Source organism: Egibacteraceae bacterium, from assembly GCA_040905805.1.
In the GTDB taxonomy this organism is placed as follows: Bacteria; Actinomycetota; Nitriliruptoria; order Euzebyales; family Egibacteraceae; genus DATLGH01.
Genome location: JBBDQS010000016.1, coordinates 2,290 through 23,665, shown reverse-complemented (window position 1 = coordinate 23,665; position 21,376 = coordinate 2,290). Strand labels below are relative to the sequence as shown.

General features: G+C 73.2%; 17 protein-coding genes and 1 pseudogene. 8 read left to right on the top strand and 10 right to left on the bottom strand.

All coding sequences use genetic code 11. The features are described from left to right. Positions 1–14 precede the first annotated feature (14 nt). A complete protein-coding gene (locus tag WD250_03020; protein ID MEX2619170.1) occupies positions 15–404 on the top strand; it encodes a DUF302 domain-containing protein in 390 nt (129 codons plus the stop codon). Positions 405–1,680: 1,276 nt separating this feature from the next. On the opposite strand, the gene nrfD is transcribed toward WD250_03020, so the two are convergent. From nrfD to fdh, 3 genes and pseudogenes are all read right to left on the bottom strand, one after another. Beyond that, entirely contained in the window at positions 1,681–2,631 is a 951-nt protein-coding gene (gene nrfD, locus WD250_03015) for an NrfD/PsrC family molybdoenzyme membrane anchor subunit (protein ID MEX2619169.1), read from the bottom strand. Further along, the gene (locus WD250_03010) at positions 2,628–3,692 is read right to left on the bottom strand and encodes a 4Fe-4S dicluster domain-containing protein (GenBank protein ID MEX2619168.1); all 1,065 of its coding nucleotides are present in this window, start codon (positions 3,690–3,692) and stop codon (positions 2,628–2,630) included. The genes nrfD and WD250_03010 overlap by 4 nt, the downstream gene beginning before the upstream one ends. Further along, positions 3,689–6,964: pseudogene (gene fdh, locus WD250_03005) on the bottom strand (formate dehydrogenase). The gene WD250_03010 and the pseudogene fdh overlap by 4 nt, the downstream one beginning before the upstream one ends. A 366-nt stretch (positions 6,965–7,330) precedes the next feature. Here fdh and WD250_03000 point away from each other — a divergent pair. The 3 genes from WD250_03000 (at position 7,331) to WD250_02990 (ending at position 10,043) form a co-directional block, all read left to right on the top strand. After that, positions 7,331–7,720: a hypothetical protein gene (locus WD250_03000; GenBank protein ID MEX2619167.1), complete on the top strand. Its 390-nt coding sequence runs from the start codon at positions 7,331–7,333 to the stop codon at positions 7,718–7,720. An 85-nt stretch (positions 7,721–7,805) separates the two neighbouring features. Then, on the top strand, positions 7,806–9,401 hold the full coding sequence (locus tag WD250_02995; GenBank protein MEX2619166.1) for a signal peptidase I: 1,596 nt from the start codon (positions 7,806–7,808) through the stop codon (positions 9,399–9,401). A 51-nt stretch (positions 9,402–9,452) separates the two neighbouring features. Beyond that, positions 9,453–10,043, top strand: a complete 591-nt coding sequence (locus WD250_02990; GenBank protein ID MEX2619165.1) for a hypothetical protein — start codon at positions 9,453–9,455, stop codon at positions 10,041–10,043. Positions 10,044–10,143: 100 nt separating this feature from the next. Here WD250_02990 and WD250_02985 read toward each other — a convergent pair whose 3' ends face one another. Then, entirely contained in the window at positions 10,144–12,390 is a 2,247-nt protein-coding gene (locus WD250_02985; protein ID MEX2619164.1) for a SpoIIE family protein phosphatase, read from the bottom strand. A gap of 153 nt (positions 12,391–12,543) precedes the next feature. Between WD250_02985 and WD250_02980 the strand changes: the two genes are divergently transcribed. After that, positions 12,544–13,071, top strand: coding sequence for an OsmC family protein (locus WD250_02980; GenBank protein MEX2619163.1), 528 nt, complete (start codon positions 12,544–12,546; stop codon positions 13,069–13,071). Between the two features lie 4 nt (positions 13,072–13,075). On the opposite strand, the gene WD250_02975 is transcribed toward WD250_02980, so the two are convergent. Continuing rightward, positions 13,076–13,843, bottom strand: coding sequence for a PrsW family glutamic-type intramembrane protease (locus WD250_02975; GenBank protein MEX2619162.1), 768 nt, complete (start codon positions 13,841–13,843; stop codon positions 13,076–13,078). Between the two features lie 54 nt (positions 13,844–13,897). Here WD250_02975 and WD250_02970 point away from each other — a divergent pair, with 54 nt between their 5' ends. From WD250_02970 to WD250_02960, 3 genes are read left to right on the top strand one after another with little or no spacing between them, the layout of a single operon-like run. Beyond that, a complete protein-coding gene (locus WD250_02970) occupies positions 13,898–14,692 on the top strand; it encodes an MOSC N-terminal beta barrel domain-containing protein (GenBank protein MEX2619161.1) in 795 nt (264 codons plus the stop codon). Between the two features lie 11 nt (positions 14,693–14,703). Beyond that, positions 14,704–15,276 carry a dCTP deaminase gene (dcd, locus tag WD250_02965; GenBank protein MEX2619160.1) on the top strand — a complete coding sequence of 191 codons (573 nt, stop codon included), beginning with the start codon at positions 14,704–14,706 and terminating at the stop codon, positions 15,274–15,276. Between the two features lie 8 nt (positions 15,277–15,284). Next, positions 15,285–15,704 carry a hypothetical protein gene (locus WD250_02960; GenBank protein ID MEX2619159.1) on the top strand — a complete coding sequence of 140 codons (420 nt, stop codon included), beginning with the start codon at positions 15,285–15,287 and terminating at the stop codon, positions 15,702–15,704. Between the two features lie 15 nt (positions 15,705–15,719). Here WD250_02960 and WD250_02955 read toward each other — a convergent pair whose 3' ends face one another. The 5 genes from WD250_02955 to WD250_02935 form a co-directional block, all read right to left on the bottom strand. Beyond that, positions 15,720–16,175: a nucleotidyltransferase domain-containing protein gene (locus WD250_02955; protein MEX2619158.1), complete on the bottom strand. Its 456-nt coding sequence runs from the start codon at positions 16,173–16,175 to the stop codon at positions 15,720–15,722. A 77-nt stretch (positions 16,176–16,252) separates the two neighbouring features. Beyond that, positions 16,253–18,400 carry a (Fe-S)-binding protein gene (locus tag WD250_02950; protein ID MEX2619157.1) on the bottom strand — a complete coding sequence of 716 codons (2,148 nt, stop codon included), beginning with the start codon at positions 18,398–18,400 and terminating at the stop codon, positions 16,253–16,255. 115 nt (positions 18,401–18,515) lie between these two features. Beyond that, the gene (gene def / locus WD250_02945) at positions 18,516–19,022 is read right to left on the bottom strand and encodes a peptide deformylase (protein MEX2619156.1); all 507 of its coding nucleotides are present in this window, start codon (positions 19,020–19,022) and stop codon (positions 18,516–18,518) included. 3 nt (positions 19,023–19,025) lie between these two features. Beyond that, positions 19,026–19,541 (bottom strand): ACT domain-containing protein, encoded by a 516-nt coding sequence (locus WD250_02940; protein MEX2619155.1) that lies wholly within the window; start codon positions 19,539–19,541, stop codon positions 19,026–19,028. 322 nt (positions 19,542–19,863) lie between these two features. Then, the gene (locus WD250_02935) at positions 19,864–21,120 is read right to left on the bottom strand and encodes a hypothetical protein (GenBank protein ID MEX2619154.1); all 1,257 of its coding nucleotides are present in this window, start codon (positions 21,118–21,120) and stop codon (positions 19,864–19,866) included. Positions 21,121–21,376: the final 256 nt, after the last annotated feature.

Below are 21,376 nucleotides of genomic sequence, written 5' to 3'. Positions count from 1 at the left end.
TCCAAGGAGGCAGCATGAGCTACGGCAACCACATCCGCGTCGACCTGCCCGTCGACGAGGCCGTCGAGAGGGTCAAGGCCGTTTTCCAGACCCACGGCTTCGGCACCCTGACCGAGATCGACGTCCAGGCCACCCTGGCCGAAAAGCTGGGGGAGGACATGGAGCCCTACACCATCCTCGGCGTGTGCAACCCCCAGCTCGCCCATCAGGCACTCGGCGTCGACCGGTCGATCGGGCTGCTGCTGCCGTGCACCGTCGTGGTACGCGGCGGCGAGGACGGAACGATCGTGGAGGCGCTCGACCCCCAGGTGATGGTCACCATCCCCGACCGCGACGCGCTGCAGCCGGTGGCCGACGCCGCGGCCGAGCGCATCGACGCCGCGCTGGCAGAGCTCGCCGGCTGATCGTCAGCGGCGCAGCCGGTCGCGGACCCCGCGTCGCCGGCCGCGGCTTGGATGAACAGCATCACCCCGCCAAGCACCGCGCCGGCACCATGGAAGAGCAGGAGTCCGAACAGGGCCCGCTCCGCGCCGGAGCGGCGGACACCCGTGGTCGTGGCGGTCATGGTCACCGGAGGGCCTCCTGTCGCGCTGGCGTCACGGACGGTGCCGCCCGCGTCAACGAGCCGGTGAACCGGACGCGCGTCATGAGGGCCCCCGCGATTGGTGAGATCCATCCCGCTTACCGCCTCTCGTGGTCGAGCAAGGACAGCGTGGCACCGCCCCGGGCCACGAGGGAGGGACCATTGGCTGCCCGCCCGGGCCTCTAGTCCCGATGACTCTCGGAACCGAAGTTCCTGGGTCTTCGGTCGTCGAGGCAGGACGCACGTCTCCGTGCACAGCGTGCAAGAATCCCGCGCTCGCAGGGAAACGGCGCAGTCCATCCGCAAGACGTCCGTAGCGGCAATGGGCCACTTGGCCCCCCGGTGCCGGGACCATCGCCTCACGCGGCAGCATGGAAGGCGCCGTACCGTGCTGGCATGGACGTCAACCAGCATCCGGACGTGATCGTCGTCGGGCTCGACGGTACGACCGAGTCGGTGCGTGCCTTCGCCTGGGCCGTGACGGAGGCGGCGGTGCGAGGGGCCAGCCTGCGGGCTGTGCACGCTGTTGATGCTCCCAGCGTGCCGGTGCACGCGGATCCGGCGCATACGCTGCCGACGTCCTCGATCGCCGAACTTGAGGAGGCCGCCACCCGCTACCTTGCCCGATTCGTCGCCTGGGGGCGCGCTGCTGGCGTAGACGTCGAAGCCGTCGTCGTCCGCGATCCCCGTCCCGCGAACGCCCTGGCCCGTCTGTCGGCGGGAGCGTGTCTGCTCGTGCTCGGCGCACACGGGCGCTCGGGGGTGAAGGGGTTCCTGATCGGGTCGGTCAGCAAGCAGTGCGCGCGCCGGTCGGCCTGCCCGGTCGTCGTGCTGCCACCGCAGGTGGTGGCGGGCGGTGACCACTGGGAGCCCAAGGCGGCCCAGGGACCCTCGGACGAGCGTGCCGCCCATCCGCGCGCCCGCGAGGGGGCGAGACCGCCGGCGGGGTCGACCTGCGGGGCCATACCAAGGACGAGCTCTCCGAGCGTGCCCGCGACCTCGACGTGCCGGGCCGGTCGGGGATGGACAAGCAGGCGCTCGCCCAAGCGATCGCCCAGCGCCAGGACCGACGCCGGGAAGCGCCGCTCGACAGGCAGCTACCGGCGACGGACCGCGGCGTCGTCGCGGTGCCCCTGCCCGCTCCGCAGCCGCTCGCGCTGCGGCTTCACAACGTACTTGGGGTCGGCCGCGGAGGCGAAGCCGGCCGTGTACACCGCCCACCGCTGGCAGACGCTGCCGGCCAGCACGGCCACCGCTCCGGCACGGGCGATGGCGGTGTGCCGCCCTCCGCCGAGCGCGACGAGCGCTGCGCCGACGGCCGTGCACGCCTTGGCCGCCTTCGAGAACGCACCGGCGCGGCCGGTGTCGTAGACCTCGCCCGTCTCGCCGAGGCGGCGGAGCATGACCTCGCCGGCGACGAGCTCGACGGTCGCCCCGCCGACGGCCAGCCGCCGGGCGGGCGCCGTCGTGTCGGGGCTCGCGACCAGCACGCACGCCGCACCCGCCGCGGCCGCGCCGCTGCCGGCGAAGACGAACGGCAGCTCGTTGCGCGCCTCGTGCCACACCGGCACCGACGAGTCGGCGACGAGCACCGCGGTGTAGGTGGACATCGCCGGCCCGAGGAGCGCCGCGGCGGTGTCGGCGATGCGCCTGAGCCGGGGTGCCCGGCCGGTGACGTCCAGGCTCGCGGCGGTGATCGATGCCGGCGAGTAGCCGGCGAGGATCCAGCTGCCGACGCTCATCGCCGAGGTCGGCTTGAAGACCCGAAGCATGTTGAGGAACCGCGCCGGTCGCCCGAGGTCGGCGATCAGCAGCGGGGGGCTGACGGCGGCGCCGGCAGCGGCGACCAGCCGCGCCGCGCGCGCCAGGGCCGGGTTGCCCCGCAGCGCCGCCGTGGCTGCCAGGACCGACGACGTGCCCGCCAGCCCGCCGGCGAACAGGTACCAGGGGACCTCCCAGGTCCACTCCGGCTCCTTGAGGACCGGGGCCCCGTAGTAGGTCCGCACCTCGCCGTCGACGGGAGCCCGGCCGTGCGCGCCGGTCGTCACCGGCGCACCTCGCCCGCGAATGCGGCCACGACGCCGGCGGCGAGGGCGCCGGCGACCGCCCCCGCGACCTTCCACATCGCAGCGATGTTGCGCGTCGGCGTGACCGGGTCCGGCGGCAGGCGGTAGACCTCGGGATCGTCGAGCAGCAGGAAGAACGCCCCGTTGCCGCCGACGCCGTCGTCGGGATCGGCGCCGTACAGCTGCGCCGTCGGCTGCCCCGCCTCGAGCACCTCGTCGAGCCGATCGGCCGCGCGGGCACGCAGCTCGTCGAGCGGGCCGAACTGGATCGAGTCGGTCGGGCACGCCTTCGCGCACGCCGGTTGCAGGCTCGCCCGCATCCGGTCGTAGCAGAGGGTGCACTTGTACGCACCGCCGTCGGCCGCCCGACGTTCGATCACCCCGTAGGGGCAGGCGGTCACGCAGTAGCCGCAGCCGTTGCAGACGTCGTCCTGCACGACGACGGTCGAGAACTCGGTGGTGAAGATCGCCCCGGTCGGGCAGACCTCCAGGCACGCCGCCGAGGTGCAGTGCTTGCAGACGTCGGAGCTCATCAGCCAGCGGAACGCCTGGTCCTGCGGTGCCGCCTCCGCCCCGTGGAAGACGGGGATGGCCGGCGCCGCGACGCCCCCGCCGTGCGCCCCCTCGGGCAGCCCCGGGTCGTCCCCGAACCACTCGAGTCCTGGTGCACGACCGCCTTCGGCTGCTTGCGTGCGGCCTGGTGCACGACCGCCTTCGGCTGCTTGCGTGCGGCCTGGTGCACGACCGCCTTCGGCTGCTTGCGTGCGGCCCACGGGGTCGCGGCCGACGACGCCGTCCTGCTCGATGAACGCCACATGGCGCCAGGCGTCGGCGCCGAGCGCCCCGGTGTTGTCGAGGGAGTGGCCGGTGAACGCCGTCTGCGTCGCCGGGACGCCGTTCCACACCTTGCAGGCGACCTCACAGGCCTTGCAGCCGATGCACACCGACGTGTCGGTGAAGAACCCGAACCGCACCCCCGCCGTCCCCGGCTTCGGCCCGCCGTCGAGGGTGAGCCGGTCACCGCCGTGCGCGCTGTGGGTCATCGGCGACCCTCGGCGTGCGCCTCCACGAACGCGCGCAGCGCCGGCCCCCGCGGCCGGCGGCCGGGAACGATGTCGCAGGTGGCGACCTTGAACTCGCCGATGTGGACGTTGGGGTCCATCGCGATCGGCAGCAGGTCGTTCGCGCTGTCGCCGCTGGCGAGGCCGCCGGGTCCGTAGTGGTAGGGCAGGCCCACCTGGTGCACGGCCCGGCCCTGCACCCGCCAGGGCTTCAGGCGGTCGGTGACCATGACGCGCGCCTCGATCGCCGAGCGGCTCGTGACGACGGTGGCCCACCCGCCGTGCTCCAGGCCCACCCGGTGGGCCAGCGTGCGGTCGACCTCGCAGTACAGCTCGGGCGCGAGCTCGGACAGGCGCTGCTGGAAGCGGCTCATGCCCCCGGCGGTGTGGTGCTCGGCGATCCGGTAGGTCGTGAGCACGTGCGGGTAGGGGTTGTCCGCCGGGGCGCTGCCGTCCGACCCGGGGTTGTCGGGGTTGATCGGGTGCGCGGGCCGCAGGCGGGCCGGGTTGGCCTGACCCCGGCGGTCCGCAGCGCCCCCGGCCTGGGCCCACAGGGGGTTGGCGACGGGCGACTCGTGCGGCTCGTAGTGGGCCGGCAGCGGGCCGTCGGCCAGGCCCGCGGGCGCCCACAGCCACCCCTTGCCGTCGGCCTGCATGACGAACGCGTCGTTGCCCGCGATGGCGGCGACGCCGGTCGCGCCGTCCGGGGGCGTCGTGTGCGGCGCGAGGTCGGGCACGAAGTCTGGCTTGTCCAGGCCGGTCCACGCGCCCTGCTCGGCGTCCCACCACACGAGCTTCTTGCGCTGCGACCACGGGTTGCCATCGGGGTCCGCCGACGCGCGGTTGTAGAGGATCCGCCGGTTGTCGGGCCACGCCCACGCCCACTGCAGGGCGTAGCTGTCCTGCTCGTAGCCGGGCGTGCGCCGGCGGGTCTGGTTGACGCCTTCGGCGTAGCAGCCGCAGTAGATCCAGCAGCCGCACGTCGTCGAGCCGTCGCCCTGCAGCGCCGTGTAGAGCCCGAGGGGGTTGCCCTCGGCGTCCCACCCGTTGATCTCGCGCAGGACCGCGTCGGCGTCGACCTCGTCCTTGGGGCCCTGCGTCGGGTAGTCCCACGTCAGGTCGAGCAGCGGGCGGTTCTTGCGGTCTGCCGCCGCGGCCGGGTCGGCGAGGAGCTTCTCGCGGATGCGCCGGCCGAGGTGGTAGGCGAACGACAGGTCGCTGATGGCCTCCCCGGGAGCCTCGCGGGCCTTGTCGTGCCACTGCAAGAGACGCTGGGTGTTGGTGAACGTGCCGTCCTTCTCGACGTGGGCGGCCGAAGGCAGGAAGAACACCTCGGTCCGGCAGTGCTCGGGGACGATCTCGCCGTTCTCGACCTCGGGGCTGTCGCGCCAGAACGTCGCGCTCTCGATCTCGACGAGGTCGCGCACCACGAGCCAGTCGAGCTGCGCCATCGCCAGGCGGTGCAGCCGCCCGTGGGAGGAGCCCACCGCCGGGTTCTGCCCCCACAGGAAGAAGCCCTCGACCTTGCCCTCGAGCATGGCGAACGTCGTCGTGTACGTGGAGTGGTCGCCGCTGATGCGCGGCAGGTAGTCGAAGCAGAAGTCGTTGTCGGCCGTGGCGGCCTCGCCCCACCACGCCTTCAGCAGGCTCACCAGGTAGGCGCGGGCCTCCGACCAGTAGCCCTGCTGCGCGGTCGTGCGGCGTGCGTAGGTCTGCAGGTCGGGGTGCCCGTCGCCGGTCGGCATCGGCAGGTAGCCCGGGAGCAGGTCGTAGAGCGTCGGGATGTCGGTGGAGCCCTGGATGCTCGCGTGGCCCCGCAGCGCGAGGATCCCCCCGCCGGGGCGGCCCATGTTGCCGAGCAGCAGCTGGATGATCGACGCGGCGCGGATGTTCTGCACGCCGGTCGTGTGCTGGGTCCAGCCGACCGAGTAGACAATCATCGCCGTGCGCTCGGGGCCGGAGTTCGCGATGAGGTCGTCGACGACCCTGCCGAAGAGCTCCGTGCTCACCCCGCACGTCTCGGCCACGAACTCGGGGGTGTAGCGGGCGTAGTGGCGCTTGAGCAGCTGGTAGACGCAGCGGGGGTGGCGGAGCGTCTCGTCGCGCTCGACGTGCGCGGCGTTGGCGATGCTGCCGCCCTCGAAGGCCTCGCCCCCCTCCTGCCCGTGGTCGGGCTCGGCATCGGCCTCGTCGCGGGGCAGGTCGCGGCCGCGCCTGCCGGCCGCGGCGACGGTCGCCACCCCGTCCCCCGCGTACTGCCAGGACCGGTCGTCGTACTGGGCCGACTCGTCGTCGAAGCCGCTGAACACGCCGGCGAGGTCCTCGGGCAGGCCGACGTCGGCGTTGATGATGTGCGAGGCGTTCATGTACGGCAGCACGTACTCGCGGAAGTCGGCCCCGCGTTCGAGGATCTGGTGGATGATCCCGCCGAGGAAGGCGATGTCGGTGCCGGCGCGCAGCGGCACGTAGGCGTCCGCGAGCGCGCTCGTGCGCGTGAACCGCGGGTCGACGTGCTAGATCCGCGCGCCGTTGCGCTGCCCCTCGACCACCCACTGGAACCCGACCGGGTGGTTCTCCGCCATGTTCGAGCCCATGATCACGACGCAGTCGCTGTTCGCGAGATCCTGCTGGTAGCCGGTGGCCCCGCCCCGGCCGAACGAGGTCCCCAGACCGGGGACGGTGGAGCTGTGTCAGATGCGGGCCTGGTTCTCGATCTGGATCGCGCCGAGCGCGGTGAAGAGCTTCTTCATGAGGTAGTTCTCTTCGTTGTCCAGGGCCGCGCCGCCGAGGCTCGCGATCCCCCGCGTGCGGTTGAGCGGGTGGCCGGCAGCGGTGCGGTCCTCCCAGGTGCGCTCCCGCGAGGCGATCACCCGGTCCGCGATCATGTCGATCGCGGTGTCGCCGTCGAGCTCCTCCCACGCGGTTCCGCCCGGGCGCCGGTACTTGATGCGGGTCTCGCGTGCGGGGCCGGCGACGAGCTCGAGGCTCGACGACCCCCGCGGGCACAGCCGTCCCCGCGAGATCGGCGAGTCGGGGTTGCCCTCGATGTGGGTGATCTCGCCGTCCTTGACGGAGACCCGCTGCCCGCAGCCGACCGCGCAGAACGGGCAGATCGAGTCGACCACCCGGTCGGCTTCCTCCGTGCGCGCCACCGGCCGCCGCGACGATTGCGCGGCCGCGCCCATGCCCAGCCTGTCCGGACCGGTCAGCTGCCGCACCACCGGCCACTGCTGGAGGAGCTTCCTCAACGCCATGGGCTTCCGTTCATGTGCTGGCTGAGGTACCCGTTTCCGTGGCCGGCACACTACCAACCGGCCAACAACTCGAGCTATCCGGCCGAGGCAGCATTGCCCACACCCTGCGGCAATTCCCGATCACCCACGTACGAGCTGAACGGTGATCGGCGCCTTGCGCACCTGCCCCCGTGCGGGGGACGGCGGGGGCCCCCGTTTAAGCGTTTTATTGTTTTTATGGGTTTCGACGCTCAGGTCTGTTTGGAGGCGCCCGAGGCATAGGAAGTCGGCACACACAGCCGCCACCAATCGCCGCCGCTTAGAGCGGTATCCGCACAGCCGTGGGACCAGTTGGGTCCGGGCTACGACGCAAAGGATCTGCATACAATGACCGCTACCCGTACGTTCAACCGCCCGCTCGTCGTCGCACTGGCCACCGCGGCCGCCCTGCTGTTCGCCACGACCGCGTTCACCGCCTCGGTGACCACCACCGGTGTGACCGAGACCGCCGGCTACGGCGAGGTCACCGTTTCCGGCGCCACCCTCACCTCGCTGGACTTCACCTTGGACGGCACCGGAGCGACCATCACCGACGCGGCACTGGTGTTCAGCGGCGACCACTCGGCTGACACCGTGTCGATCAACTTCGGTGGTGCCGCCACTACCTGTGCCGCCGGCACCTATGACGGGACCACGGAAACCACCGTCAATTGCACCTCGCTGGCCCAGTCGACCGACACCGCCGACACGGTCGGCGTCAGCGTCACCGCCAGCTAACGCGTCGCTCCACAGCAGGCTCGGGTGGTCGTCTGACGGCCGCCCGAGCCGCTTCCCCTTCCGGTCCGCGAAACCAGGAGCAGCCATGAGACGCCCCCGGCTGGTCACGCTGGCGCTCGGCGTCGCGGTGAGCACCGCGGCCGTGGTGGTGCTCACCGGCCTCCCCGGTGCGCTGACCGTGGTCATCACCCATGGCAACAGCATGGAGCCGACCTACCGCAGCGGCGACGTGGTCGTCGTGCGCCAGGCCGACCGGTATGCGGTCGGCGACATCGCCGCGTACCGCAGCCCGACGCTGGGCCAGGTCGTGTTGCACCGCATCGTGGACACCGACGGTGACGCGTTCGTGCTCAGCGGCGACAACAACGCCTGGCTGGACCCCGAACGTCCCCGCACCGACGAGCTGCTCGGCACCGCCTGGGTGCACCTGCCAACGATCGGCGTGCCCGCCCGCTGGCTGCGCGCCCACCCCGCCGCGATGGTCCTGGCCGTGCTCGCGGTCCTGGCCGCCGCCGGCGCAACCGCCGCGAGAAGGAGGACACGGCCTGTGAGAACAACACCCGCACGCAACAGCCACGGCGGCCTCGCCGTCGGTGCGCACGCCCAGCTCGGTGTCGTCCTGCTCGTCGGGCTGGTCGCCTTCGCAGTGCTCGCCGCCGTGTCGTGGACCCGGCCGGCCACGGCCGCCGGCGAGGTCGCCTACACCCACGACGGGACGTTCACCCACACCGCGACCGCCGCCCCCGGACCGGTCTATGAGACCTCCAAGATCGACACCGACCAGCCCCTGTTCCTGCGCCTCGTTCGCGACCTGGAGGTCGGGTTCGCCTACCGGCTCACCGCCGAGGAGCCCGCGACCACCCGCGGCACCATCGCGCTGCACGCAACGGTGGACCACGCCAGCGGCTGGTCGCGCACCATCCCTCTCGCCGACTCCCGCAGCTTCGAGGGCGCCGCGGCCCAGATCACCGGCGGCCTCGACCTCGGCGAGATCCGGTCCCTGGTCGACACGGCGGCCGACGCCACCGGCGAACCCGGCGGGATCACGATCACCGTGCGCCCCCAGGTCCACATCGACGGTGACATCCACGGACAGCCGCTCGACGAGCGCTTCGCCCCGACGCTTGCCTACCAGCTGACCGACACCCAGCTACGCCCGGTCGACGGCGGCGACAGCGGCGACGCTGCCCCGTTCACCGCTCAGGAAGCCGGCCAGGTGCCCGTCCCCGGCAGCCAACCCGCCACCCTGTCGTGGGCCGGGCGTGCCATACCGGTGCCCACCGCACGCTGGCTGTCCCTGGCGGCCGCCCTCGCCTGCGTCGCAGGACTGCTCGGACTGCTGGTGGCATCCTGGCGCACCGCCAGGCTCGACGAGGCCGAGCGGATCATGCGCCGCTGGCCCCACCTGGTGATCTCCGCCGACGTCGAACCGCTCCTGCCCGCACGCGTCGTCGGACTCACCGACATCACCGCGCTGGTCGCGCTCGCACAGGCCCACAACCGTCCCGTCCTCCACGACCGGGCCACGAAGGCGTTCGTCTGCGACCTCGACGGCACCCACTACCACTACCGTCCCGCTGCGACCCCAGCACCCACCCCGGCTCCGTCACCGGAGGTGCCCCCCGCGGCGGTGCCGCCGGTCGCTGACCCCCACACCGACACGGTCCCCGCCGCACGCTGAACCCGTCATGGGCCAACGCCCGGGTTTTCACGAACCCTGGAAGGACACGTCATGGCCGTCCGCGTCGCCGCCGCCAACGAACTCGACCTCGACCCGCCCCAGACCCTGCAACTGGTCTCCCCATCCCCGGCACCCGCCACCCCGCCCGGTGCACACCACAGGCCAGCGGGCGCGAGCCCGCGACAGCTGCTGGCCACCGCGCAGTCCCTCCAGCGCAGGGTCCTGCGGTGCCTGCACGACGAGCTGCAAGCCCTGCGGAGCATGAGGGACCACGAGCCGGACACCGAGCAGGCCTCCACCGAGGTCATCGCCCGACTCGCCACCGAGGTGCTGCACGCACACCGCCAGATCGTCCGCGCACGCGCGCTCGCCCAGCCCCACGGACACGCCCACGACCCACGGCGCAAGGCCATCGACGCCGACCTGCAGGCAGCGCTGTCTACCATCGGCCGGTGCAGAGCTTCGCGACGCGCCTTCCAGCCGCACGCCCCTGACCCCCGGGACACGACGACCACACAGCCGACGGCAACCTGCTGCACCGACCTTCTCAAGACCCTGCGCACCACAACGTGGCTGCTCGCGCGACTCACGGGCGCACGCTCCAGCGTCCCACCGGCCGGGCTGACCCAGCGGCTGGGGTGACGACTGGGACGCGCAGGGCGGATGGGATCGGTGGTGCCTCCAGGCTTGCCGCGGGCTCGCCGGCGCAAACCCGGCCCATGACCCTCGTCCAGGCGCCCTTCTACCCCGTGAACCGCAGTGTGAGGACGGCGACGTCGTCGGTGACCCGGCCATGAGCGTGGGTGCGGACGGCCTCGGCGAGCGCGGACGCCGTCGGCCGTTGCTCCTCGCGCGCGGCGGCGACGGTGGACGCGATACGGTCGGTCCCGAAGAACTCCCGACCGCGGCGGGTGTCCATGACCCCGTCGCTGTACAGGACGATCTCGTCGCCCGGCGACAGCCGCAGCGTGCGCCGGTCCAGCGCCGCCACGGTGTCGAACAGCCCCAGGAGGGTCCCGCCCAGGTCGACGAACCCGAGCTCCCCGGAGCTCCGGGCCAGAAGGGGGCCGGGATGGCCGCCGCTGACCAGGTCGATCTCCGCGCCGTCCGGTGCGACCCGCAGCAGGCCCACCAGCACCGTGCAGAACCGATCGGCGTCGGCGTCTGCCTGCGCCTCGAGCAGCGCGGTGTTGAGCCGACGCAGGACCGTCTCCAGGCCGGCGGGGTCGACCGTGAGCGCGCGCATGGTGTGGCGCACCAGCGCGGTCATGGCGGCCGCTTCCGGTCCGGTGCCGGACGCGTCCCCGATCGCGAAGGCCCAACGTCCGTCGCCGCACTGCCACACGTCGTAGAAGTCGCCACCCACGTCGATCCCGTCGCCGGCCGGTTCGTACGCCGCCTCGACGCGCATGCCCGGCACGTCGGGCAGACGCGGTGGCAGCAGGCTGCGCTGCAGGCGCCCGGACACGTCGACCTGGTGGGCGTACAGCAGCGCGCGATCGAGCGCCTGGGCCGTCTGCGCCGCGAACTGCAGGATGAACTCGCGTTCCTCGCCGTCGAACAGCCTGGCCTCGTCGAAGCTGAACCGCAGCGCCCCCAGACGGCGGTCACCGACCACGAGCGGCACCGCGCAGATCGACATCGTGGTCGGTTCCATGCCGCCCAGCGCGGGGAAACGCTGGTCGCGTTCCTCGCGCGACTCGAGCCACACCGCGTCGCCGGTGCGCAGAGCCATGGCCGCCGGCAGCTCCGCGTGGGTGGGCTCGGACCGCAGCTGCGCCACCACCGACTCCCCGTAGCCCACCGCACCGGGGAGCTCGAGGGTCGAGCTCGACGACGCGAGGAGGATGGCGCCGCCCGCTGCCCGCAGCACCTCGACACCGTCCTGGAGCACCGCGTGGGTGACGGCCTCGGGCGTGACGGCTGAGGCCAGGGTGGCGGAGATGGCGGACAACCGGGCGCTGCGTTCGGCAGTCCGCTGGGCGGCCGCCACCGTGTCGATCTCCTGGAGGATGCGTTGCTCGAAGGTCTGCGGCGCAAGCGGCGGTTGCCCCGCCGCGGCGCGGCGGAGCTGGGTGACCAGCTCTTCGACGTACCACCGCCGGAACACGCGGTGCTGAGGCGGTGACTCGAGCGTCAGCAGCCGCATGGCACGGCAGTACTCGTCGGCCTGGTCGAGGGCCTGCAGGTAGGCCTCGCCGGCGTCTGCCGCGCTGGCCGGCATCATGAGCTCGAGGCGGACGTGGCTGCGCCCTGCGTGCGCGTTGGCCAGCGCCTGGCGCTTGATGGCCTCCCGGGGCGCGGCGAAGCGGTGCACGACCGTCTCGATCAGCTCGGCGAGGTGCCCGGGGACGGGCGCCGACGCCCCGCTCCGGGCCCCCGCCGACGCGAGCGCGAACTCCCGGACGAGGTTGTCGACGTGTGCCTTGGCGGCCAGGAGCAGGTCCGTGGGGATGTCACCAAGGCGCACGGCGTACCGTGGCTCGTCCGGCTCCAGCCCGCCAGCCAGGGACTCGAGCTCGGTCCATCCCCCGACCAGCCCCTCCGGATCGGTCGCCTGCGCTTGCCCGGTCGTCCCCGTCCGGAGCTCGGCCCAGACGATCTTGCCGGGTGGGACCAGGCGCACGCCCCAACGGGCGGAGAGCGCGTCGACGACGGATAGTCCGCGGCCGGTCATCGCCTCGTCGTTCCGCCGGGTGCGCAGGGGCATCGCGGGGCTCGCGTCGGACACCTCGAGCCGTGCGGTGCCCCGGCGATCCATGCGCACCCGGAGCTCCGCCGGCGGTGCGCCGTGCAGCAGGGCGTTGGTCACGAGCTCGGTCACCAGCATGCTGGCGTCCCCGACGAGGCGCCCGAGGCCGGCTTCGGCGAGGACCTCCGCGACGAGGTCTCGGGCGTCCTGCGTCACCGCCGCCTCTCCGGTCAGGGAGAGCGTAGCGACCGCGGGGCCGGCCCCGCTTGCGCCACTGCCACCGGGCGGGTCGTCCATGCAGGCATCACCATCCTTAGCTGTCAGCGGGGCACACCGGTCGGCCCCGGCCCCTGGCGCTGGCCAAAGACGGCAAGACGCCGCACGCGGCCATCGACAGCCGTGCACCCGTGGCCGTACGCTCAAACATCGAGTCGGGATCGGAGACCGGTGATGCGACGGGACGAGCTGCGGGCGGTGCAGGCTCCGCTCAAGGAGCGCTACCGCGGGGAGCCGGCCGCCGCACTGGTCACCCTGCGCGCCGAGGGCGTGCTGGGCGAGGGCATCACCTGCTCGGTCAAGACCGGTGCGGCCCTGGCCAGCGCCGGGCTGCACCCCGCCACCGGCGGTGACGGGCTGTCGCTGTGCTCGGGTGACATGCTCCTGGAGGCGCTGGCCGCCTGCGCCGGCGTGACGCTGTCGTCGGTCGCCACAGCCCTGGAGATCCCGCTGCGCGGGGGCACCGTGCACGTGGAGGGCGACCTGGACTTCCGGGGCACCCTGGCGGTCAGCAAGGAGGCACCGGTGGGCTTCCGTGACATCCGGGTGCGCTTCGAGCTCGACGCCGACGCCACGCCCGACCAGCTGGCGCGCCTGCTCGCCCTCACCGAGCGCTACTGCGTGGTCCACCAGACCCTCCAGGGCTCCGCGACGCTGACGGTGTCCCACGAGCTGGTCGGGGATGCCGCCGCCGGTCGCTGACGGGCTACGACGGCGGGGGCGGGACGGCCGGGAACCACGTGTCGGGCGCGTGGGGCAGGAGCTGGCGGCCGTGGTGGGGCGAGCGGGCCAGGGCCCGGCGCAGCAGGCGGGTGAACACCACGGCGGCGAGGACCACCACCCCGAACCCGAGCAGCAGTCCCGTGCCGTTCCACAACGCGTGGAGCAGCGCCGCGAGCGCGACCCCGCCGACCGCGGCGCGCCGCGGCGCGCCCTCGAGGATGCGCCGCGCGAGGAAGTAGCCGGCGATGGCCGAGCACAGGGCGTGGACCAGCGCCGTGCCCACCCCGCGCAGCACCGCGACGGTCGCGAAGCACCCGAGGCCGGCGCAGCCGAAGGGCTCGCCCCACAGCTCACCGCCGGTGTAGGCCACGGTGAGGTAGTCGATGCTCTCGGCGGCGGCGAAGCCGAGCCCCACGGAGGCGCCGTACACCATGCCGTCGACCGGCTCGTCGAACGCGAGATGGCGTCCGGCGCCCCGCCGCGCGCCGAGGTACTTGAGGGTCTCCTCGCCGATCGGGGCGACCACCACGGCGGTGACCCCGATGCCGACGACGCTGGCGAAGGCCACGTTGGTGATGCCGGCGAGGATGCCGACCGGCAGCGCCCCGATCAGGAAGAGCTTGGCGACGAGACGCTTGGGCTCCCGGTCGTAGCGGTCCCGGCTGTAGAAGAACCACAGCCAGGCCAGGGTCGGCACGAGGCTGCCGGCCAGTGCCAGCGCGAAGACCTGTCCATCGCTCAGGGTGTTCAAGGCGCAGATCGTAGCCGCCGCCGCGACGGCCGGTATGGCCGGCCCGGCTACCCTGTGGATCTCGTGCACACCGTCGCCCGGCTGTCCATCGCGCCCGTCAAGGGGCTCGGCCTCGTGCACCCCGAGGAGGTCGCACTCACCGCGGCCGGGGTCGCCGAGGACCGGCGCTTCTACCTCCTCGACGCCGCCGGCCGCGTGTTCAAGGGCAAGCACCACGGGCCCCTCGTCGGTGTTCGGCCCGACTACGAGGCCGCCGGCGACCGGCTGGCGCTGACCTTCCCCGACGGCCGGCGCGTCGCGGCTGCGGTGCGCACCGGCGGCCGGGTGCGGACCGCGTTCTACGGCGGGCGCACCGTCGAGGGTCGGGTGGTGGTCGGCCCGTTCGCGGCGGCGCTCTCCGACTACGCCGGCCGCCCGCTGCGCCTGGCACGGACCGAGCGCCCCGGCCAGGGCAACGACGAGCAGGCGGTGACGCTGCTCGGCGACGAGTCGGTGGCCGCGCTGGTACGCGACGCCGGCCTGGCCGCACCGCTGGACGCCCGCCGCTTCCGCATGCTCGTCACCCTCGCCGGCGGACACGCCTACGACGAGGACGCCTGGGCGGGCGGCACCGTGCGGGTCGGCGGCGCCGTCGTGCGCGTCGGCGGGCCGGTGCCCCGCTGCGTGGTCACGCGGCAGAACCCGGTGACCGGGGAGCGCGACGTGCAGGTCCTCGACGCGATCGTTGCGGCCCGGGGCACGGGCCCCGACGGCAGCATCGACCTCGGGCGCTACGCCGAGGTGGTGGAGCCCGGCCCGGTGCGCGTGGGCGACCCGGTCGTGCCCGTTGCCGGGCCGGCGCCGGGTTAGGATGAGCGCCCATGATCCTGTCGGACCGCAGCATCCGTGAGGCTCTCGCCGCCGGGCGCATTGCCATCGAGCCGTTGGGCGACGACGCGATCCAGCCCTCCAGCGTCGACGTGCGCCTCGACGACCGCTTCCGCGTCTTTCACAACCACCGCCACCCCGTCATCGACGTGCGCCAGGAGATGCCCGACCTCACCGAGGAGGTCAAGGCCACCGAGGACGCCCCGTTCGTCCTGCATCCCGGCGAGTTCGTGCTCGCCGCGACCCTGGAGCGCATCGCCCTGGCCGACGACCTCGTCGCGCGCATCGAGGGCAAGTCGAGCCTTGGCCGGCTCGGGCTGCTGACGCACGCCACCGCCGGGTTCGTCGACCCGGGCTGGGACGGGTGGCTCACCCTGGAGCTGTCGAACGTGGCGACCCTGCCGATCGTGCTGTACCCGGGGATGAAGATCGGCCAGGTCGCGTTCCTGGAGCTGTCGACCCCCGCCGAGCGCCCCTACGGCTCCGACGAGCTCGGCAGCAAGTACCAGGGCCAGCGCGGGCCGACCGCCAGCAAGTTCTTCCTGAACTTCCCCGCCGGCGAGTAGGGCGGCGGATGCGCACCGCGCTGCTGGCCGTGGCCGCCGTGGCCCTGCTCGGCGCGTGCGGCCAGGACGACCCCTTCGCCGAGCTGCCGCCGCGCGAGGTCCCTGACTCGATCGAGGCCCTGGCGGTCGCCGACGGCTGGGAGGCCACCGACGGGGGGGTGCTCGCCGGGGCGGGGGACACCGCGACGCTGGCGCTGCCCCCCGAGGACGCCCCCGCCGAGGTCACCTACCACCTCGACCGCGTCGAGGCCGACGGCACGGTGGTCGAGACCGTCGACATCGTCGGCGTGTCGGTGCTCGCCGACGGCACCGTGACCGAGACGATCACCCTGCCCGACGCCACCGACGTCCACTACACGCTGTTCGCCGAGGTCGGCCGCGCCGACGGCACTCGGGTCGTCCACCGCGACTGGCTCTACGCCCGGTGACCACCGCGCCCGCCGTCAGGTCCGGGGACTACCCGCCGCCGAGGTAGGCCTCGACCGCCGCCTGGATGGCCACCTGCAGGTGACGTTCCGTTGGCGAAGCCCCGCTTCGAGGGTACGGCGCAACGGCACGGTGTCCAGGTAGCGGCTGATCGTGGCGGCACGGTGCCGCACCCGGACCTGCTCGTCCCGGCAGACCGGCAGGACGCCGTCGCGGAGGACCCGGTACGCCAGCGCCACCGGCGCCTCGTTGAGGACCACGACGTCCACGCCCTCCCCCAGCGCCGCCATCAGGTCGAGCGTGCGCTGGTGGACGTCCGAATCCTCGTCCAGCAGCACCGCCACGTCGGCGTCGGACCCCGGCCGTGCCGTGCCCCGTGCTCGGGACCCGAACAGGTAGGCCACGACGACGTCGGGCTCGTCAGCCAGGCGCGTGGCCAGGTCCGGGCCGACCTCTGCCTTGCCGGTACTCACGCAACCCCCTCGGGTCGGCCGTCACCGTAGCGGCCGTGGAGTCCGGGTGGCGGATTCCGCAACCCGGGCTCCACAGGCTAGGGCGAGGCAGGCGGCGCGGTGGGCTGGCCGTTGATCTCGGCGACGGGCAGCAGCGACTCGGCCAGGATCTGGGAGACGTCCACGACGCGGACCTGGCCCTCGGTGAGGTCGCCGCGCCCGACCTTGTCGGCGACGGCGTCATCGAGCATCACGAAGCAGAACGGGCAGGCGGTCGACACGAGGTCGGGGTGCAGGCCCAGCGCCTCGTCGAGGCGCTCGTGGTTGACCCGCTTGCCGATGTCCTCCTCCATGTAGAAGCGCGCCCCGCCGGCGCCGCAGCAGAAGCCCTGGTTGCGGCAGCGGCCCATCTCCACCTTCTCCAGGCCGGCCACCGACGAGACCACGGCGCGGGGCGGGTCATACACCTCGTTGTGGCGGCCGAGGTAGCAGGGGTCGTGGTAGGTGACCGTCTTGTCGATCGGCGTCTGCGGCGACAGGCGGCCCTCGGCCACCAGCTTGGCGAGCAGCTGGGTGTGGTGGATGACCTCGAAGGTGCCGTCGAAGTCGGGGTACTCGTTGCGCAGGGTGTTGAAGCAGTGGGGACACCAGGCGACGATCGTGACCCGCTGCGCGCCGACCGCCTTCAGGGTCTCCACGTTTGCCCGGGCCATCATCTGGAACAGGTACTCCATGCCGAGGCGCCGCGCGGGGTCCCCCGTGCACGACTCGGCCTGACCGAGCACCGCGTAGCGCACCCCCGCGGCGTTCAGCAGCTCCGCGACCGTCCGGGTGACCTTCTTCGAGCGGTCCTCAAGGGCCCCGGCGCAGCCCACCCAGAACAGGTACTCGACGTCCTCGGCGATCTGCCCGTCGACGACGGGCACGTCCAGGCCGTCGGCCCAGTCCATGCGCTTGGAGGACCCGAGGCCCCAGGGGTCCCCGGCGTTCTCGAGGTTGCGCAGCATCCCGCCGGCCTCGGTGGGAAAGCTCGACTCCATCTGCGCCTTGTAGCGGCGCAGATCCATGATCGCGTCGACGTGCTCGATGTCGACCGGGCACTCCTCGACGCAGGCACCGCACGTCGTGCAGCTCCACAGCACGTCGAAGTCGATGACCGCGTCGGGCTGGCCGGGGGTGTCGCCGACCAGCTGGAGGTCCAGCACGCTCGGCCGCTGCCCGTTCGAGTCGCTGTCGCCCTCGGCGAGCGACGGGTCGAGCATGTAGGGGCCCTTCTCGAAGAGATGGTCCCGCAGGTCCATGATCAGCAGCTTGGGGTTGAGGGGCTTACCGGTGTTCCAGGCCGGGCACTGGCTCTGGCAGCGCCCGCACTCGGTGCAGGTGTACATGTCGAGGAAGCGCGTGAACCCGAAGTGCTCCAGCGACCCGACGCCGAGCACGTCGTCCTCGCTCATGTCCTCGATGTCGATGTGGGTGGTCTCGAGCTTGCCCAGGGCCTTGGGCCGGCGGGCGAACGCCACCTTGGGGAACACCGTGATGATGTGCAGGTGCTTGGAGTGCAGGGCGAAGACGAGGAAGCCGAGCACCACGACCAGGTGCGCGACCAGGAACGTGGTGACGACGAGCTCCAGCGACGTGTCGTCGAGCCCGCGCAGGTAGCCGCCGAGCCAGCTCGACACGAACGCCCCGTCGGGGTAGGGCAGCGTGCCCTTGGCGGCCCGCGCGGCGCGCACCACCTGCAGGGTGTAGAGCACCCCGAACTCGAACAGCAGCACGTACCAGCCCTGGTCCAGGTTGGAGCCGGCGAACCGCGATCGGCGGCCGAGGCGCGCGGGGTCCTGCACGAAGCGGATCAGCACGAACCCGACGATGGCGGTGAGCACCAGGACGCTGAACAGGTCTTGGACGAACCCGAGCCAGTTGCTCGTGCCGATGAGGGGGATGTGGAACTCCGGGTCGAAGAGCTCGCCGATGCTCTCGACCAGGGTGGTCTGCACGACCAGGAAGCCCCAGAAGATGAACGCGTGGAGGATCCCGGGCGCGGTCCACTGCAGGATCTTGCGCTGCCCGAGGACGTGGGTGAGCTGGTAGCGCAGCTTGGTCCCCCATCCGCCCATGCGCTCGGGCATGGGCTGGGCCTTGGCCAGCAGCCGCAGCAGGAACCACGCCCGCTTGCCGGCCCAGGCGCCGAAGACGGCCAGCGTGGCCAGGCCGGCGGTGAGGCGGACGATGTCGAGGGTGTCCATCCGGTGGCTGCCCCTGCTCGGGAGGAGCCGCCCCGAGGCGGCGGCTCAGAGTGCCCGAAGGGTAGCGAGTGTCGTGGGCGCCGGCGAGGACCGCACCCGGCTGTCGCGCCGCGGCTCAGTCCCGGCGCGGCTGGTAGGACTTGCGGCGGAACACGTCGGTGGCCAGCGAGGCGACCCGGTCGAGGATGATGGCGCCGTCGAGGTGGTCGATCTCGTGCTGGAAGGCGCGCGCCTCGAAGCCTGCGGCCTCGTAGATGCGCTCCTTTCCGTGCTCGTCGGTCCCCCGGACCACGACGCGCAGGGCGCGGCTCACGTCGCAGGTGAGGTCGGGCACGCTCATGCAGCCCTCGCGGCGGACCTCCGCGCCCTCGGCGTGCAGCACCTCAGGATCGAACAGCATCACCAGCCCGTGGTGGGGTGCGCCCTTGGGGTGGCTCGACACGTCGAGGCAGAAGGCGCGTCGGCTCACCCCGATCTGGGGGGCGGCCAGGCCCACGCAGCCGGGCGAGACCCGCATGGTGTCGAGCAGGTCGGCGGCCAGCTCGGCGTCGGGGCCCCCGGTCGGCTCGGCGCGTCGGCCCAGGACAGCATTGGGGATCTCAACGACGGGACGGACCGCCATCGGCTAGAAGGTCGCCGCGTCGAGCGGACGGATGCGCACCTCGACCCCGCTGACCGCATCGGCGATCAGGCCGGTCAGCGCGTCGGCGTCCTCGTCGGGCGGCAGCGAGATCTCCATCATCAGCACGTACACCGAGCCCTCGCCCTCGAGGACGCGGGTCGTGAGGTCGGTCACGTTCACCCCGCGGTCGGCGAGCGCCTGCGCGACGCCGCGCACGATCCCGGGCCGGTCGGCCCCGTAGACGGTCAGCACGTGGGTGGGCGGGACCGCCGGGCTGCCCTCGCCCACCGCCCGGACGGTGACGAAGAGCCCGAGGTCAGCGCTCGCCGCAGCCAGCGCCGACTCGAGCACCGCCGGCTCGATCGGGGTGTCGACCAGCAGCATCATGGCGAACTGGCCGCCCAGGATGGTGCTCGACGCATCCTCGATGTTGCCGCCCAGGTCGTGCAGGACGCCGGTCACCCGGGCGATGATGCCGGGACGGTCGGCGCCGACGGCGGTGACGGCCAGCTCGCCCACGGGGTGCCTCCTCCATGCGGGGTGTGCGCTCGCCGCCATGCGGGGTGGCGGTCGCCGCGCAGTCTAGTGGCACCGCCGAGGAAGCAGACGCCCGGCCCGTTCCGGCCTTCGACCGGCCCGCACAACGGCACTGCGCCACCAGTTGACTTCGGCCGCCTCTGGAGCCCCGCACATCTGCCCGCAGGCCGCGTCTTGCGGATCTTCGGGCCCGCCCTCTGGTTACCGCCCGGTAGATGGGGTCTGAGGGACATATCTGTCGTTCGCACCCCATCTACCGCCCGGTAACCGTGAGCACCAGGTCCCGTCGCCTGGGAGGGGGACGTCAGGCGACCGTGAACACCACCACCGCGACGACGCTGCCCTGCGCGCTGAGGAAGACCTCGTGCGTCCCGCGTGGCCAGCCCTCGGGCGGGGTGGGGGCGCCGAAGATGTGGGTGGTCGCTGGGACGGTCAGGTCGACGGCGAGCTCCCGGAAGGGGGCGCCGTCCACCGTCCAGCGTCCGGTCAGCGCGATGCCCTGGGGGGCACCGCGGTAGCGCACCGCCAGACGCAGCGGCTCCCCGGGGGCCAGGTCGGCGCCGCTCTGCTGGGGCTCCGCCCCGGGACCCACCAGCCCGGCGGACTCCACGGCGAAGACGTCGGGGTCGGGCGGGGGCACGGCGGCTGCTTGGGGGTGCGCGGCGGGGCGCGGCCGGGCGGGGCCCGACCCGGCGGCGCCCGACCCGGCGGCGCCCGGCCCGGCGGGGCCCAGCCCGGCGGCGCCCAGCCCGGCGGCGCCCGGCTCGGGGGAGGCAGTGGCGTCCGGCGTGGGTGAAGGGGCCGTCTCCGGCTCGCCTGCGTGAGCGGGGAACCCGGGCGGCCCGACCGTCCCGACGGCGGTGGGGTCGCCCCCGGCGGAGGAGTCCCCGGCGGTGTCGCCCCGGCCGAGCAGCATCAGCACGATGGCCACTGCGGCCACCGCAAGCAGCGCCCCGACCGCCGCAACCCGTGCACGGGACGGCCGCGTGCGGGGCGACCCCGCCGAAGCCGGCGACCCCGCGGGGGCGGGCGGGGTCGAGCGGGCGGCCGGGGCCCGTGAAGCGAAATCCTCGGGGACGGGCACGACGGCGAGCTCCCGCAGCTCGGTGCGGCCGCGCTCCAGCAGGTCGCGGGCCTGCCCGCAGCTGTTGCACTGGCGGGCGTGCGCGACATCGGCGGGGTTGCCCACTGCCAGGCCGCCGAGACGCTCGGGGTGCACGAATGGGTCGATCACCGTCTCGGTCAGGGCCTCGAGGCGCCCGTGGGCCAGCTCGGTGCGCACGTCGGCGCGGTCTACCGCGGCCAGGCCCGCGACCTCGTCGAGCGCCAGTCCGTGCGCGTCGTGCAGCAGCGCCACCTCCGAGGCGGGGCACATCGTCGGCGTCGGTCCGGTCGTGTAGCGCACGGCGGCCAGCAGGGCGGGCAGCCGCGCGGCGCCCTCGGCGGCGAGCACGGCGGCGCTGCCGACAGCAGCCCGCGCGGCTGCGCCCGCGGCCTGCTCATCGCCGGTCAGCCACCACGCGTACATGTAGGCCACCGACGTGTCGTCGCGCGCGTCCATCGCCTTCCAGAGTAGGCCGCGCGACAGCCGGGGCGGACGAAGCCGTCCCGGCGATGCCGCCCGGCGTGTACCGGCCCGGCGATGCCGCCCGGCGTGTGCCGGCCCGACCGGCCGGGCTCGGCGTTGTCGGGGACCCGGCACCGGCGGTCGCCCTATCCTGGCCCGATGCGCACACTGGTCGCCCTGCTGCTCGCCGCCCTGCTGGGGGCCTGTGCCGGCGGGCAGGCGCCGGACCCGGCGGACCCACCGACCCCGG